The sequence below is a fragment of the Bacillus sp. NS1 genome, from assembly GCF_058248265.1.
In genome coordinates, this window is record NZ_JBZAZF010000005.1 from 36,674 (window position 1) to 52,707 (window position 16,034).

At 40.3% G+C, this 16,034-nt stretch carries 18 protein-coding genes and 2 pseudogenes; 10 read left to right on the forward strand and 10 right to left on the reverse strand.

Features of this window, described 5'->3' with window-relative positions:
- The first annotated feature begins 8 nt into the window (after nucleotides 1–8).
- The 6 genes and pseudogenes from AC4CV5_RS17335 to AC4CV5_RS17360 all read left to right on the forward strand — a co-directional run.
- Nucleotides 9–443 (forward strand): Hsp20/alpha crystallin family protein, encoded by a 435-nt coding sequence (locus tag AC4CV5_RS17335; RefSeq protein ID WP_222143623.1) that lies wholly within the window; start codon nucleotides 9–11, stop codon nucleotides 441–443.
- Nucleotides 444–618: 175 nt separating this feature from the next.
- Complete coding sequence (locus tag AC4CV5_RS17340; protein ID WP_490923433.1) at nucleotides 619–759, forward strand: hypothetical protein; 141 nt, start codon at nucleotides 619–621, stop codon at nucleotides 757–759.
- Nucleotides 760–785: 26 nt separating this feature from the next.
- A complete protein-coding gene (locus tag AC4CV5_RS17345) occupies nucleotides 786–983 on the forward strand; it encodes a hypothetical protein (protein ID WP_490923539.1) in 198 nt (65 codons plus the stop codon).
- A gap of 213 nt (nucleotides 984–1,196) precedes the next feature.
- Entirely contained in the window at nucleotides 1,197–1,424 is a 228-nt protein-coding gene (locus AC4CV5_RS17350) for a spore germination protein (protein ID WP_490923434.1), read from the forward strand.
- Between the two features lie 79 nt (nucleotides 1,425–1,503).
- Nucleotides 1,504–1,710 (forward strand): annotated as a pseudogene (locus AC4CV5_RS17355) (hypothetical protein); the annotation flags it as partial.
- Nucleotides 1,694–1,930 (forward strand): annotated as a pseudogene (locus tag AC4CV5_RS17360) (MocR-like pyridoxine biosynthesis transcription factor PdxR); the annotation flags it as partial. The pseudogenes AC4CV5_RS17355 and AC4CV5_RS17360, both read left to right, overlap by 17 nt.
- A 43-nt stretch (nucleotides 1,931–1,973) precedes the next feature.
- Here the strand turns inward: AC4CV5_RS17360 and AC4CV5_RS17365 are convergent.
- From AC4CV5_RS17365 to AC4CV5_RS17380, 4 genes are all read right to left on the reverse strand, one after another.
- Nucleotides 1,974–2,312 carry a thioredoxin family protein gene (locus AC4CV5_RS17365; RefSeq protein ID WP_166854149.1) on the reverse strand — a complete coding sequence of 113 codons (339 nt, stop codon included), beginning with the start codon at nucleotides 2,310–2,312 and terminating at the stop codon, nucleotides 1,974–1,976.
- A gap of 185 nt (nucleotides 2,313–2,497) precedes the next feature.
- Nucleotides 2,498–2,887, reverse strand: a complete 390-nt coding sequence (locus tag AC4CV5_RS17370; protein WP_010333166.1) for a DoxX family protein — start codon at nucleotides 2,885–2,887, stop codon at nucleotides 2,498–2,500.
- A 142-nt stretch (nucleotides 2,888–3,029) separates the two neighbouring features.
- Nucleotides 3,030–3,968 carry a ring-cleaving dioxygenase gene (locus AC4CV5_RS17375; RefSeq protein WP_490923436.1) on the reverse strand — a complete coding sequence of 313 codons (939 nt, stop codon included), beginning with the start codon at nucleotides 3,966–3,968 and terminating at the stop codon, nucleotides 3,030–3,032.
- 26 nt (nucleotides 3,969–3,994) lie between these two features.
- Nucleotides 3,995–4,615 (reverse strand): nitroreductase family protein, encoded by a 621-nt coding sequence (locus AC4CV5_RS17380; protein ID WP_222143620.1) that lies wholly within the window; start codon nucleotides 4,613–4,615, stop codon nucleotides 3,995–3,997.
- A 482-nt stretch (nucleotides 4,616–5,097) separates the two neighbouring features.
- Between AC4CV5_RS17380 and mneP the strand changes: the two genes are divergently transcribed.
- The 3 genes from mneP (at nucleotide 5,098) to AC4CV5_RS17395 (ending at nucleotide 7,769) form a co-directional block, all read left to right on the forward strand.
- Nucleotides 5,098–5,991, forward strand: a complete 894-nt coding sequence (gene mneP, locus AC4CV5_RS17385) for a manganese transporter MneP (RefSeq protein ID WP_166854152.1) — start codon at nucleotides 5,098–5,100, stop codon at nucleotides 5,989–5,991.
- Between the two features lie 185 nt (nucleotides 5,992–6,176).
- Nucleotides 6,177–6,989, forward strand: coding sequence for a MerR family transcriptional regulator (locus AC4CV5_RS17390; RefSeq protein WP_490923437.1), 813 nt, complete (start codon nucleotides 6,177–6,179; stop codon nucleotides 6,987–6,989).
- Between the two features lie 90 nt (nucleotides 6,990–7,079).
- Nucleotides 7,080–7,769 (forward strand): DUF554 domain-containing protein, encoded by a 690-nt coding sequence (locus AC4CV5_RS17395; RefSeq protein WP_248602475.1) that lies wholly within the window; start codon nucleotides 7,080–7,082, stop codon nucleotides 7,767–7,769.
- 343 nt (nucleotides 7,770–8,112) lie between these two features.
- On the opposite strand, the gene AC4CV5_RS17400 is transcribed toward AC4CV5_RS17395, so the two are convergent.
- The 4 genes from AC4CV5_RS17400 to azlC all read right to left on the reverse strand — a co-directional run bounded on the left by AC4CV5_RS17400 (nucleotide 8,113) and on the right by azlC (nucleotide 11,449).
- The gene (locus AC4CV5_RS17400) at nucleotides 8,113–8,559 is read right to left on the reverse strand and encodes a Rok-like winged helix domain-containing protein (protein WP_248602474.1); all 447 of its coding nucleotides are present in this window, start codon (nucleotides 8,557–8,559) and stop codon (nucleotides 8,113–8,115) included.
- Nucleotides 8,560–8,710: 151 nt separating this feature from the next.
- Nucleotides 8,711–10,033, reverse strand: coding sequence for a branched-chain amino acid transport system II carrier protein (gene brnQ / locus AC4CV5_RS17405; protein WP_490923438.1), 1,323 nt, complete (start codon nucleotides 10,031–10,033; stop codon nucleotides 8,711–8,713).
- A gap of 355 nt (nucleotides 10,034–10,388) precedes the next feature.
- Entirely contained in the window at nucleotides 10,389–10,721 is a 333-nt protein-coding gene (locus AC4CV5_RS17410) for a branched-chain amino acid transporter permease (protein WP_072565804.1), read from the reverse strand.
- Nucleotides 10,718–11,449: an azaleucine resistance protein AzlC gene (gene azlC, locus AC4CV5_RS17415; RefSeq protein WP_166854157.1), complete on the reverse strand. Its 732-nt coding sequence runs from the start codon at nucleotides 11,447–11,449 to the stop codon at nucleotides 10,718–10,720. The genes AC4CV5_RS17410 and azlC overlap by 4 nt, the downstream gene beginning before the upstream one ends.
- A gap of 141 nt (nucleotides 11,450–11,590) precedes the next feature.
- Here azlC and AC4CV5_RS17420 point away from each other — a divergent pair, with 141 nt between their 5' ends.
- Entirely contained in the window at nucleotides 11,591–12,979 is a 1,389-nt protein-coding gene (locus tag AC4CV5_RS17420) for an aminotransferase-like domain-containing protein (protein WP_326222568.1), read from the forward strand.
- 99 nt (nucleotides 12,980–13,078) lie between these two features.
- Here the strand turns inward: AC4CV5_RS17420 and AC4CV5_RS17425 are convergent, their stop codons facing one another.
- On the reverse strand, nucleotides 13,079–13,639 hold the full coding sequence (locus tag AC4CV5_RS17425) for an HAD hydrolase-like protein (RefSeq protein WP_490923541.1): 561 nt from the start codon (nucleotides 13,637–13,639) through the stop codon (nucleotides 13,079–13,081).
- Between the two features lie 190 nt (nucleotides 13,640–13,829).
- Entirely contained in the window at nucleotides 13,830–16,001 is a 2,172-nt protein-coding gene (locus AC4CV5_RS17430) for an MMPL family transporter (RefSeq protein ID WP_490923440.1), read from the reverse strand.
- Nucleotides 16,002–16,034: the final 33 nt, after the last annotated feature.

Consider the following 16,034-nt stretch of genomic DNA (forward strand, 5'->3'; position numbering starts at 1 on the left):
TACGTCGTATGGATATCGAAAAAATACGAAAGTGGCTTGAGATTACCAATGAATATAAGCAAAGTGATTTTTGGACAAAAGTGCTCAAGCATAAAACCCCGGAACAATTTTTTGATTCCGATACTAATACGTTCGTTTATGACCTTTATCAAGATGAAGAGAATAATTTCATCATTGTGGAAATCCCCGGTGTGTATAAGGAGGAATTAACGATCAGCTTAATATCTAAAACCCAGCTGTTAATTAAAGGAACGATCACACCTGTTTTCCCCGCCGAAATGGAGGTGCTGCGTGAACGATATTACGGTGAAATTGAGCGAACGATTCATCTTCCTGAAGCCACCGAACCCCATTTATTACAGCTTCAGATGTTAAACGGGCTTCTTCACATTTCGTACCCAAGACAAGTCGAAACCATCGCGTTCGATAAAGGGCTTAAATAAGGTACATTTATACCATCTAATCAAGCAGTCATGGTTGAGAAACTGTGAATATGATCCTCAAAAGAAACCGCCCGGTATCCTTATACGAATGAATGACCAAATAACTGGTCAGGTGGTAGCATGAATTTATTCTGGATGCTTTTGTTCTCTTATATCTGATGTCATCTTGCAGAGGATGTCGGGAAGAAAATCAATTGCGCAAATGACCTCTACCCAAACCGTTGTCATGATTTCTATCGGAACGATTATTGTTCAGCTATCATTGAACCTTTACGATTGCTCTTCTCTTTATGGAATGGATTCAAGTGAAGTCTAACTTTAACTGGAAAAGCAAGCATCGTTATTGATTTTGGACATGTACATACAGAAAACTTAAAGAGGATGAGGCTTGCTGATCAGCTTGAAATGCAACTGAGACTTCAGGGTGTCAGCTATACAGGATGTCAAAAAAACGACATTAGAGGCAAACGGCCAGTTAGGATTAAAATGAACAGACGCGGCCAAACCCTTAACAGTCAGGGAATGAAACAGACTTTATAAATAAAGACTATCAGCCTTCACAAACAACAAACCATAATCCTTTTGATAAAATTAATGAGAATGTAAAGCCAAGTCCTATAAGACGCATTAAAAAGACGCCAACTTTGGGCGTCTATTCGTTTTTTCACGTCATTTTTTACCGTTTTGTTTAACCAGTTGATCCTCACGCTACGTAAACTAATAAGCAGTTCATACAGAGAAAGGAGAAATGGGATGGACAAACATCCAAATATTCATTCGATTTCTGAAAACGGCGTCTCGAATACTGGCGGCGCATTTTCAATCAGTCCGCTAACGGTGTCTAAATCAGAATCCGGTGCTGGCGGACCGAATACGGGAATTGTTTTTCGATATAATCTTTTTAATCAAACAAGCTCCACCAATAGTCAACATGTGATAAACACACTGCAAGAGCTTTTCCAAAACCTTTTTGATCCTTGATATTTTCCACTTTTTAAATACAACTCTGCTGAGGTGGCGTATGGATTTTCCAATTATTCACACAAACTTTTAGGATGCTATGATAGCCGTTCCAACAATTATCTTGTTAACTCAAATCCTCAAAATATTATTAAAGATCCCCAAAACATTTGTACTCTCAGTTGCCTTACTAACAGGTCTTATCATTTCTGTTTTCATAAGCCATCGACACAGCCTCTTTTCTGGCATATTTATGGGCTGGTTTTACGGCTACGCCGCTATCGGTTCCTACTCAAATAGGCGAACAGTCTGGATTATACATATTATTCAAGGTTCATCAGCATTGTTCAGAGGATTTGCTGATTCAGCGTGCTTTGGCGTACGGAGTAAAAGTCTTTCCTACCGCGCTCTATTTGGTAAACAACACCCCTGATCAGCCACTGATTAAATTGGGGTTCGGCCATCTTGGCTTTGATGAGATAACACATGGTGTCCAGCTTTTAAAACAAGCATGGGGGATGGCATGACGTGGTTCCCTTTCTAATTCAAAAAGCCCCTTAAAGGGGGCTATTATTCATCTTCATATAACCGATAAACCCTTTTCAGCCTTTCTTCGAGCTGTTCAAAATGAACAAAACGGGCTTCTCTCAGAAACTCAGTCCCATCAATGAACAAAAGAAGCACAGGGACAGTGAAGACTGAAAATCTGCCGGCGACCTCTTCTACATCGTCAGCATTGATATGCCCCAATGTGATCTTTGGAAACTGATCCAATAATATTCTGAGCTGCGGCAGAACAGCGTGACATACTGTACAGCTGTGTCTTGATATATAGATAAAACTGAATTGATGCTGTTTAATAAAATTCTCTATAGCATCTAATGAATGTAATTCTGTCATCTCTTTCATCAATTTACTCCTTCAATTTGGTCTGTCTTTCATGACCAAGCTCATCGATACGTATCATTCACTATACACATTTATAGTTATTATATCCGCTTTTTTGCTTTGCAGGGCACCTGTAAGTTTGCACGAATATCGCAAAACAAAAGAACAGTTACTGCTTGCCAGTAACTGTTCTTAATCCCTTCGTATTAAAAATGCAAAGCGTAAGCTCCTGAACCGATGAGTGCAACCCCGATGGAGACTGCAATCAGCACCACGTTATATTCAAAACCGCCTGCGCCATTTGCAAATCCTTTCGCTCCATGTACTTTTACAATGGCACCTAACATAATGATCGTTATGATAGCGGCTCCAAGCGGGAGGAATACACCTAAAATAAATAAAATTCCGCTTACTAACTCCCCAAGACCTGATAAAGCGGCCGCGACGTTACCTGGTTTAACCCCAATTGACTCGAACCATTGTCCGGTTCCTTTAATTCCGTATCCGCCAAACCAGCCGAATAATTTTTGTGATCCATAAAACAGAAACACCACACCAATCATAATGCGAATAAGCAACAGTCCTGCATCTTCCATTTTTATCTCTCCTTATTTTTGATGTAACATGATGTGCTAAAAGGCAGTACGTCACGTTATTTACCTTCAGTAACTTCCAGCAATCATCTGTTGAATATATGTCATTTTATGTTTCTTCATGCGTCAGGTTCACCCATTACAATCAGTCTAATTCTCTCACTTCAAAAGGCAGCGGCCCTTGTTCAATTTGTGTTCGATGCGGTTCGTACTGCACAGGCAGCATCAATTTTCCGCCCATTGTTTCTTGTGATTCATCATGTGCAAAGCCTGGAGGATCCGTTGCGATTTCAAATAGGATTTCCCCATGTTCTCTGAAGTAAATCGCATTAAAATAGTTTCGATCCTGAACAGGAGTCACACCATAACCGTGAGAAGCAATATATCTTTGCCAATCTAATTGATCTTGGTCATCGCTAGCCCGCCAAGCAATGTGATGCACCGTGCCGACTCCCATTTGCCCGCGGCCAATAGGCGTTAATTTAAGGTCAATCATATTTCCGATATCTCCGGCAGAACGATAACGAACGAAGTCTCCTTCCTTGCCGACTCGGTCCAGCCCCATGATATTTTCTAGCAGTTCACCTGTTTTTTCAGGATGTGCTGATAACAGGGTTGCACCGCCAAAACCTTTAATGGCAACATCAGGTGTTATATCTCCGAACGTCCATGCATTGGCTTCTCCTTCTTCTCTTTCCACGATTTCTAAATGCAGGCCGTGCGGATCATCAAATTCTACATATTGTTCACCAAAACGCTCGATTTTCGTGTATGGAACGTTGAACTTCTCAAGTCTCTTTTCCCAAAAAGCCATAGCTCCCTTCGGCACGACATAAGACGTCACGCCTACTTGACCGTCTCCAATGATGCCTTTGCGGGCTCCCGCCCACGGAAAGAAGGTGATGATTGTTCCAGGCTTCCCGCCTTCATTCCCAAAATAAAGATGATACGTACCTGGATCATCAAAATTGACCGTTTGCTTGACCAATCGAAGCCCCAGCACTCCTGCGTAGAAATCTGCGTTCTCTTGAGGGTGACCGACAATTGCTGTAATATGATGTATTCCCATCGTTTTTTTAGCCAATTTTATCCGCTCCTTTAAACGTTCATTTAGATATACTCAACAAACTCATTCACAGGCTTCCGGTAGCCGCGCGGCCTTCTGCTCTCTGTTTTTTCTTTCCCAATTGTAATCATCATGACAATCTCAAATTGATCATCTATATTCAAAATCTGTTTCACAGCTTCAGCATCAAAACCGATCATAGGGCAGGTGTCCCAGCCTTTTTCCTTAGCACTGAGCATAAACATCATCGCAGAAAGTGAAGCATTCCTTATCGCCTCATCTCTCTTAAATTGTTCTCCCCTGTTTTCATAAAACGAAACGGTGTCTTGAACCATGTGATCATACTCTTGCTTATTTAAAACCCCCAACACCTTTAATCCTTCATAAATGTCAGCCGCTTGCTGATAGGCCTGCTTATCCCCTAATACCAAAAGAACCGCAGATGAGCTAAACACTTTATATTGTCCGTTTGCAGCCTGCTTCAGCTTTTCTTTTACATCCGGATCTAAAACCGTCACATATTTTGTATGCTGCAAATTAAAAGCCGATGGAGCCAATGTGACCAATTCAAACATCTCATTGAGTTCATCCTTGGTGATTGGATGGTCTGGAAGGAAATTGCTTGCAGATCTTCTTTCATTGACTAGCTGTGAAAATTCAGCCATTTACGATACACTCCCTTTATCTCGAATTCGAGATATTTCTTTATAAAAAAACACATTGCATAACATTCAAAAGAACTGACAATGATTGATATCCTCTACATTATTCAGCAACAAGCAGGTTTACGCCTGATCGTTACTAAATTATCTCGAACTAAAATATCTTGAATGTGAGATAATAATAAAATACGGATGTTCTAATGTCAACAGGTTTTTAAAAATTAAGTGGAAATTTTTCACTGAAGCAACATGTTGATTGGTAGATCATCACCGTTTGTGACATAAGAATCCATTTATTTGTGTGATCTTTTAGCCCGTCCAACTTTTTTTCTTTCACCTTATTTATTAGTAAACAGGAAACAACGTTGCTATAGACCCACTCGAAATTGAATTGGTATGATAAGCAAAGTGATTACACAAGAAAGGATACGGAGAGCGAATAAAAAGCACTCCTATTTTTTTGTGCAGTTTTACAGGAGGAAAAAATGGCAAGTGAAAGAGAACAAATAAGCAAAAAGGTTGCTTTGATAGCATTGATAGCCAATCTGATCTTAATGGCAGGAAAGGTCTTTTTTGGGCTGATAGGCGATAGTGAAGCCGTATTTGCAGACGGAATCCATTCCGCAGCGGATGTCGTTGCTTCGATTGCTGTCCTGGCAGTGATCGGCATTTCCAATAAACCGCCTGATCAAGACCATCCTTTTGGGCATGGAAAAGCTGAAGTCATTAGTGAAGCGATTGTAGGAATTATCTTAGTGATCGTATCCATTTATATCCTCATAGAAGCGATTCTGTCCTTTGTTGAAGGGCCTAGCGTTCCACAATACAACGCATTGTTTGCAGCTCTGATTTCGTACGTGGCTAAGGAGATCTTATATCGTTATTCCATAAAGCAGGGGGAAAAATGGAACAGCAAAGCGATTATAGCGATTGCATACGATCATAAAGGCGATATCGTTGCCTCTCTTGCCGCTTTTATCGGTGTCCTATTGGCGATTATCGGAAACACCCGCGGATGGTCTTATCTGTTGTACGCCGATGCAATTGCCAGTGCCATCGTGGCTTACCTTATTTTTAAGATTTCAATGGAATTAATCAGGCCGTCTGTTGATGTTCTTATGGAGAAAAGTGTTGATCCCGAGCTGATAGAGGAATATAAAGCTGTTATTTTTCAATGTGATCAAGTAAAACGAATCGATAGAATCCGCGCGCGAGAACATGGCCACTATAAATTGCTTGATGTCCGTTTATCTTTGGATCATGATTTGACGATTAAGCAGGGACACGATATTGCCCGTGAAATCCGAAATGAAATCAAAAGACAGTTTTCAGATGTGGAAGAAGTGCTCATCCATGTGAATCCATATTTTGAAGAGTGAAAAGCTCCTTTTTAAAAGGAGCTTTTGCTTTATGCCGTTTGTTCAAATACGCTTCCTATCCTCGAGAATATCAATTTGTTGAAGACATATTGGCCTCATATGTTACATGCGCAAACTTTCCCCTTAGAACTCGCCATACTATATAATGTGAATGTATAAATCATATCAACAGAAAGGTTGTTAGAATGAAGGATTTTTTTTCAATTGGAGAAGTTTCAAAGTTATTCAATGTGAAAGTCTCTGCTCTTAGGTATTATGATGAAATCGGTCTTTTGAAACCGGAATATAAAGACGAGCATACGAACTATAGATATTATTCTACCCAACAGTTTGAGCGGTTGGATACCATCAAGTATTTGAGGGCTTTAGGCCTGCCAATCAATAAACTTCTTGATTTTTATAATTCTCAAAATACAACCAATCTGATTCATTTACTGAAAAGCCAGCAAACTGAAATTGATCGCAAAAAGAGAGAATTGGAGCGCATTGAAAAAAAGATCTCCCGCCGCATCTTACAAATAGAAGATGCCGTTCACACGCCATTACATCACATTTCAACAATCAAACTTCCCGCATTACGTGTGGCTTATTTACAGCATGAGTATATTCTCGGACATGATATCGAACATTCATTAGCAGAATTGAGAACTCATCTGAATGTGAACGAGGATATATTTATAGGAAAGATCGGTTTATCCATTTCAGCAGCAAATGTAAAAGCAAATCAGTTCGACAAATATTCCAGCATATTCATGATTCTTGAAGATGAAAATGAAGAAACTTCATCCGAAATTATATTTCCTTCTAGAGAATATCTGCAAATCAGGTTTAAAGGGTCACATCCAGAAGCCGAACCATATTACAAACAGTTACTGGCATACATGAAAGAACATCATTATGAGGTAGCGGGAGACTCAATCGAAATCACACTCATTGATTATGGGATTACAAATAATCTAGACAATTATGTGACTGAAATCCTGCTGCCCATTAAATAAATCTCATAATATGTTTTTATTCTCCCTTGACTCTCTACTAACTTGAGGGTTTATTTTTTATGCAGGAATCATTATTGGAGGAGAACGCGTATGTTTGGAACCATTTTTAACACAGTTATGATCATTGCGGGAAGCATAATTGGCGGGATATTCAAAAAAGGCATTAAAGATGAATACCAGAATATCCTGATGCAGGCAATGGGATTCGCTGCAGTCGCCCTGGGGATCAACGCGATTACACAGCATTTGCCTGATAGTAAATACCCCATTCTCTTTATCGTGAGTTTAGCCCTTGGAGGTTTGCTTGGGCAGAGCATCAATCTGGAATTACGGTTCAACAAGCTGGTGAACAAATTCTCTAAAAGCAATTTAGCGGAGGGTTTATCAACTGCGATCCTATTATTTTGTATAGGTTCGCTGTCAATCTTGGGCCCTGTTGAAGCCGCGCTGAATGAAAATTATACGTATCTCCTGACAAACGGTATGTTAGATGGGATTACCTCCATTGTGCTCGCTTCGACATTTGGATTTGGAATAGCAGCGGCTGCCATTGTCTTATTTGCCTGGCAGGGCTCCATCTTTTTATTTGCTAAAGTAATGGAGAGCGCAATCAATACAGACCTTATAAACGAAATCACAATTGTAGGAGGCATACTCATCCTCAGCTCAGGGTTAAGCATTCTGGGAATTAAAAAGTTTAAAACGCTGAATCTGCTGCCGTCCTTGTTGATTCCGCCTGTAGTCATTTACGTCATTCATGTATTTGGATTGCGGTTTTAATGGCAACCTTCAAACACATGCTTCAAGGAAGGGAGTTCGTTCCATATCGTTAAACTTGATTCACTAATATCGCAAAATAGGGGCTCTGTAATGGGGCTCTATTTTGCGACATGAACCAATCCTAATGACCGGGCGGCAGTTTTGAGACAGCAGCTCACTTCACAACACGCGCACAAAAAATACCAAGGTATTCACAACCCTTGGTATCATGATGAAAATTCCCTGCCACTACCTTAGCCTCTGTTCTACATTCGTAATAGCAAGGATGTCTTTTATGTCGATCCAAAATCAAACAATATGCAGCTCAGTTTTTCGAAATCAGAAGCCAACTACTGCGCAAGCATTAAATCATTTTATATTGTCCTCTGTAAGGTTTTTTCACCTCTGGGTGCATTTTCATTAAAGTATTCATAAATGATGTCATATTAGAGATGTGCACACCGGTTTCTTTCTCAATCTTTCTTTTCAGCTCAATACTGCTCATTGGCTTATCCTGCTGCTTTAATATGTTTAACGCTGCTTCACGAGAGGTTTTTGATTCAGCTCTGCCCTGTCTTCTTTTTTTCCGCTGGATTGGTTTTGATGTGATATGATATGTCTTTACATCATTTGCTGTTTGTTCAATGAGCGCGACTTGAGATGGGCGCTTCTTTTCTATATTAGACTGTTCTAATGCTCTTAAGCTTGAAAAGATTTTCTCCCGTTCTAACTGGAACTCACGAAGTATCGACATTTCATGTTTATCTATTTCTGCTAATCTCAAACACAAAGCTTCTCTTTGATCAGCCATCTTCTTCCCCCCAATTAAGCAGGCGGACAAGAGCTTTATTCCACCTGCAGATCTGAGTGATCGTCCAACTCTTTAGTACCCTGACCAGGGAAATCAAAATAGTGAAGATGAGTGCGCTGTTAATCCTTTATTCGTTTTATAGCAGCGCTTATCACGATTTTTTTGTTCGGAACATACTTAGTATATAGCCGCCTATTCCCCCTATAATAGCTGGAATGAGCCATCCGAGCCCTATGTTGTACATAGGAAGAACCTGAGTGAATACGCGATTCACGACTTCAACTTTTACCCCAGCTTCATTCAAACCGTCGAATAGGCTAATGATAAACGTGAACAGTAAACTGCCCTGATACACTTCAGCCTTCCCTTTAAATACAGAATGCAAAAACGTTAAAAAGATTAAGGAAATCGCGATTGGATACATCGTCATTAAGACAGGCATTGACACTTTGATGAGCTGTGTTAACCCTATATTTGCGACAAGCGCACTAAACACCGCTAGGATCACAGCAATTTTTTTATACGAAATGTTCGGAAATAATTCATGAAAAAAGGAAGAGCATGCTGTGATCAGTCCGACACTTGTTGTCAGACATGCGACTGTGATCATTAAGCCTAAAAAGACGGAACCATAGGATCCAAAATAATAGGATGAAACATTAGCCAAAACCTCGGCTCCATTTTCTAAAAGCCCCAGCTTTTCAACACTGGAGGCTCCCATATATGAAAGGGCAGTATAGATAAGAGCTAAGAGTGTCGCAGCAATCGCAGTTGCTTTTGCACAAGTTATGACCAGCTGTTTTTTGGTGGCAGCACCTTGTTCTTTAATTGCCTTCACAATGATGATTCCAAAAACAAACGCTACGAGGGCATCCAGAGTCAGGTACCCTTCCTGAAAGCCTTTAAAAAACACATGTGATGTATACCCTTTTGATGGTGCTTGGATTGTTCCGATTGGATGAACAACAGCTACCACTACAAGCAATCCGATAAATGTCAATTTAATTGGCGTTAAAAATTTTCCGACTACATCAATGATTTTTGTAGGGTTGAGTGATAACAGACATGCAACCGTGAAAAATAAAATTGTAAATATGATCAATGAAACAGGGCCTGCATCGTCTGATAAAAAAGGTTTCACTCCAATTTCAAACGATACGTTCCCGGATCTTGGGATTGCGAAAAAAGGCCCGATTGCCAGATAGAGCATCGTCGTAAACACGATTCCAAACACTGGATGCACACGGCTGGCTAGCGATTGTAAGTTATGTTTACCCGAAAAAACAAATGCTGTCATTGCCAGCAATGGCAAGCCAACTCCTGTCACTAAGAAGCCAGCATTGGCGATCCATACATTTGTTCCAGCCATTTGACCTAGCATAGGCGGGAAAATGAGATTTCCTGCTCCAAAAAACAATGCAAATAGCATTAATCCTATAATGATGATATAGGAAGAAGAAACTTTCTTTGACATGATAAATCCTCCGATTACCGTAGATACTTTTTTAAATGACCAGCAAACATTGCAGCTGCTATTTGCATTGACACGGCGTTGACTCTAAAATCATAAGCTTGTGTCAGTTTTACATATTTTTATCAAGTTCAATAAAATCATGATCATTTCGATAGGCTCCCATAGCTGGGTTCAGACTTTTGCCATGCAAGATTCTGGTTCGATAGAATCCTGTGCAATCAATGCATCTTCGCTCTGTCACAGGACCCCGGGTTTAGCCGGCTGAATAAATTGACGACTGCGCATGTTCATAGATTTGATACTCTTCCATTTTCTTATTCACCATTCCCCTTTGATTTTCACAAGCCTAAATCGTTCAAAAAACCAATTGTACCAGAACCATATAGACAACGGTTCCCCCCGCTATAGAAAGAAGCATATTCTTCTTCCAAAAGTGAAGAAGTGCAACGGCAGCTGCCCCAATCAATTCAGGGATGCCATGGCTTCCAGAAAGTAGGCTCACATCTTTAAAACAATAAATAACCAGAAGCCCGATTACGGCTGATGGCAGCACTCTCCCTAGAAATTGTACATATTTCGGTGTCGGTTTGCCAGACGGGAAAATCATGAATGGAAGGAACCGTGTCAGCATTGTGCCCAGCACGACCATTGCAACGGTAATAATTTGCTGCGTTATACTCATCGTCATACCGAAACCTCAGCTTTCTCTAATGGTTTTCTCAGAACAGTAAGTATCCCTAAAATGGCAAGCATAGCAGGAATAATAAAATGGTCTCCTCCAAAAATCATAAGACTGGCAGCAGAAAGCCCAAGTCCTGCGAGAGCACTGTGGTGTTTTTTCTCTTTCATCCACTGTTCTATGAAGATCACAATAAAGAGGGCGGTCATCACAAAATCAAGCCCTTCAGTATTAAACTTCACATACGATCCAAAAATACCTCCTATCGCTGCTCCTGCGACCCAATATAAATGATTAAGCAGCGTCACAAAAAACATAAACCAGCCCTTATCAACATTCGCTGGAACATTAGCGGTATAATTGATAGAAAATGATTCATCACACATTCCGAAAATCAGATAAAGTTTTTTCTTTCCAGTCCCTCTGTACTTATCCAACATGGAAATCCCATAAAACAAATGCCGGGCATTTACCATTAACGTCAAAAAAAGAGCATTCATCGGGTTGAACGCGCCCAGCAAAAAATGGGCGGCAACAAACTCCATCGATCCTGCAAATATAATAAAACTCATGATGATCGGATAAATTGCACTAAACCCTAAAGAATGCATAAAGATTCCATACGCAATTCCCAAAAATAAAAATCCGGCAAAAATCGGAATCGTATACGGGAAAGCCGAACGAAATGCAGCCCCTATTTGATTTCTTTTTGTCATAAAATTCACACCTTGCAACATTTTATCTTAAAGTACCATATAAAATCCATACAACAAATAAGATAATTGTATGGATTACAATTATCCTTTGTATAATGATAGAGAAACCTGCTGCACTCCTTTAGAAACCATTCGCGGGAATTTAGACAATAGAGGTGGATTATGCCAGTCAATTCATTCGACAATTACCCAATGTCTTGGAAGCCTGAAAGAAAAGCATTAAAGCGGCCTTTTTATGAATCAATCGCTGCACTGCTTGAACACGATATCAAAAACGGTTTTTTAGCACCGGGTACAAAGCTCCCCCCGCAGCGAGAATTGGCTGACTTTCTTGACTTAAACTTCACTACAATTACCCGAGCCTATAAAGTGTGTGAGGTGAAGGGGCTGATTTATGCGGTCACTGGAAAGGGAACCTTTGTTTCTCCTAGTGCCGCTCGTTCAATTACGATTTCTAAAGATAAAATCACCAACTGTATCGATCTTGGTTTAATCGCCTCTTTTGAAGAAACCAATCAAATTGTATCTGAGGTGATTCAACAGGTTGCGAGTAAACATTACGTAGAACAGTTACTCAATTACAATGATCCAACAGGCATTCCTCATCAAAAAACAGCGGGGCTAAACTGGATGAAATCGTTTGGCATTCAAACTGATCAAGACCATATCTCAATTGTTTCCGGTGCCCAAAATGCGCTGGCCATTTCATTGGCCGCGCTGTTTGAGCCAGGGAATCGAATTGCCACTGACTTATACACGTATTCAAACTTTATCGAACTTGCAAAAATGCACCACATTCAGCTAGTGCCAATCCCCGGAGATGAGTATGGAATGCTGCCGGACGAACTAGAAAAGCAATGTACTCAACTCAACATTCATGGCATTTTTCTGATGCCCTCTTGCTGTAACCCAACTACTGTCATGATGTCGAATGCTAGAAAGAAAGAAATCGCGGCAGTCATCGGCAAGCATCGTTTACTATTGATTGAAGACGATATTCATGCGTTTATGACCGCAGGTTTGATCTCTGATTACCAAGAGCCCATGTTCAATTTGCTTCCCGAACAAAGCGTATATATTTGCAGCACCTCTAAGTCAATCTGTTCAGGATTAAGAGTGGCCTATATGGTCTATGGGGATGCCTTACGCGAGAAAATCCATCAGGCGATGTTCAATATTAATGTAAAAACGTCTTCTTTTGATGCAGAGGTGATAACAGAGCTTATCTTATCAGGAAAAGCGCACAATATTGTTTCTCAAAAAAAACAGCTTGCCCAGTCAGCTAATAATATGTTTGCAGAATTTTTTCCTGAACAAGAGCTGAACGGACATCCTCTCAGCTTTTATCGGTGGCTTTCCATCAATGATTATGCCGATGCGTTACAGCTAGAAACAGATTTGAAGAAACATGGAATCCGTGCATTTCATTCCGATCGTTTTCTGAGCGGTTCTGCCACTCCTCATAAGTATTTGCGTGTTGCGCTTTCTTCAACAGATTCATTAGACGAGTTGAGAATGGGTTTAGAGAGATTGAAACATTATCTCGGCTAATTGAATCATCGAACATTGCTAGAATGAATGCTTTATCCAAAAAAACATACCATACGCTTGGTATGTTTTTTTGAAACTCATAGAAATGGCTTTAAATATTTAGTTTTCAGAATCCGCATAGTCAGTGGTGCCTGCATTCTTTCCCACTATTTTCATTTCGCGCAATAATGTTTTCAGCTCTATTAAATCATGTATGACAAAGTCAGCTTGAGCAAGTTCCTCTTCCTTTGCAAAATCAAAATGGCATCCAATTGCCAGCAAACCATTATCTTTAGCCGCATTTATGTCAGATAGACGGTCTCCGACAACTGCTGCATGTTGAATGCCGTACTTTTGCACAATAGAATTAACTAAATCACCTTTATTCAGTGTATGTATTTGTTGAATACTAAATGTTTCAGTGACCCACCTGTCCAATTGATAAAAACTCACAATTGCTTTTAGATATTCTATTAAGCCATTACTGGCTATAAAAATTGAATAATTGTTGTTTTTCAAATAACTGAACATCTCTTCAACATGAGGATATAATGCACCTTTCCCAACTTCTGGTAAAGGAACACCCATGATCTCCCTGTATTTCTCAATAGGGGTGACCGTATCCCATTTGCCCAGTGACCTTAAATAATCGAAAGCATCATCTAATGATAATTCTAAAATTTAATCAGTTTGAAACAAAGTTCCATCCATATCGAAAATGAGCGATTGCATCATAACATATTCTCCTTTTTAACTGCACTGGCTTCACCTTCTAAATACTACCACATTGAAAGCTATAGAATCGCCTACAGCCTGACCAGGGAATATACGTTAAGCAAAAAAGCAGATCATAAAAGATCTGCTTTTTCTATTACATGATTTGTTTCTTTTGTTCATGATCTATTTCTGGCTGTATTTCCTTCGTGAGTTGATGCCCTTCTATGTCCACATTCGGAATGATCTTGTCTAGCCATTTTGGCAAATACCAAGCTGCATTCCCCATCAGCTTCATGACACTTGGAATCAGTGTCATCCGTACAATAAATGCATCAAAGAGCACACCAAAGGAAAGAGCCAATCCGTTTGCTTTAATAGAAGCTTCACCAGCAAAGATAAATCCTGCAAAAACGAATATCATGATCAGGCCGGCTGCGGTGACAACAGGACCGCTGTGTTTTAATCCAGCGTGAATCGCTTGTACCGGATTTTTTGTTTTCACATATTCTTCACGCATTCTGCTTACAAGGAACACTTGATAATCCATTGCTAATCCAAACAGAATCCCAATGGATAAAATCGGCAGGAACGCGAGTATCGGCCCTTTTTCAGGTATTTTGAAAAAGTCGATGAAATTCCCGTCTTGTAAGACAAATACACAGATTCCAAGAGTCGCTGTCATCGTCAATATGAAACCTGCAACCGCAACAAGCGGCACAAGCAGCGAACGGAATACGATTGTCAGCAATATAAACGCAAAGCCAACAATGAGTACAGCAAATACCGGTATCGCATCATTAAGGCGATCAGAAATATCAATATTCACTGCAGTCGATCCAGTAACGAGCAAATCAACCCCATTTTTGTCTGATAAGCTGCGTACATCCTTTACCAAATCCTTCGTTGCTGCATCATTTGGACCTGTTGTAGGAACTACCGTAATGATGGCAAAGTTCCCTTCTTTATTAGGCATTGCAGGAGTGACACTCGCTACATGGTCTAGTTCCTTTATTTCTTTCACTGCATCTGTGAATGCTTCCGCCTTATTTCCTCTCACACTTGTGGCATCCGCTACGATTGTTAATTGACCATTAAATCCTTCTCCAAAACCATCGGCAAGCAAGTCATAAGCCCGGCGATCTGGATTATCCTTCGCTTTCATCCCTGCATCAGGCAAGCCCAGCTCCAAATGCATAGACGGGATACTAATGACGAGCAAAATAAGAATGCTGCATACACTTAGCATGATAGGATTTTTTGTGACAAAGCGTCCCCAGACATTTGTTTCAGCGCTTTGTTTTTCTTTTTTCTTATTTGACTTCGGAACCATCCGTTTCCCCGCTATCGACAAAACGGCAGGCACAAGCGTGATTGAAGCGAGAACAGCTAACAATACACTAAGCCCTGCTGTCAGCCCCATTGCAGACATAAACGGAATGTTAACGACAGTCAATCCGCAAAGTGCGACGATAACAGTAAGTCCGGCAAAAACGACTGCACTTCCTGCTGTTCCCGTGGCTCTCGCAATGGATTCATTTTTTTGAATACTTTCGCCTAAAAACTGTCGGTGCTTCATAAAAATAAATAAAGCATAATCAATCCCAACAGCAAGGCCAATCATTCCGGCTAATGAAAGACTGACGGAAGCAATATCAAATACTTGTGTCCCAATCAACACCAGTCCAATACTTACACCTAATCCAATCAGTGCAGTTAAAATCGGCAAACCAGCTATCAATAAAGACCCGAATGTAATGGCTAAAACGACAAAAGCCAAGATAATGCCGACAATTTCAGATACTCCGCCTATCTCCATTTCGGCTCCCGGTACATCTCCGCTTAACTCAGTCTGTAGTCCCTCATCATCAGCCACTTTCAAACTGTCTTTTAAGTGTTTGATAGAGTAATCTTTGATATCATCTGCTGAAGATTTATACTTGATATCGGCATAGGCAACTGTGCCATCTTTCGCGATTGTTCCTGTAACAAAAGGACTCGCAATCGAGTCAACGGAATCATCTTTATTGATTTCCTTGAACGTATTTTCTATTGTTTTTTTCGCTGATTTTGCAGTAAGTTTCTCTCCGTTTTCAGCTCCGAAAATGACCCGTATGCTCCCTTTATCAGGGCCGTGAGGAAATTCTTTATTAATGACATCCATCGCTTTTTCCGAAGGTGTGTCAGGTATGGACATATCCTCAGAAAAACTTGGTTTTAACGTGATTGCAAGCCCTATCGAAGCAACTAACACAACGATCCACGCACATATTACTTTTATGCGATTGCGAGCAACCCATCCTCCTAATTTATATAACATTCTAGACATGATAATCTCCTTTCAGCACATTGCTTGATAACA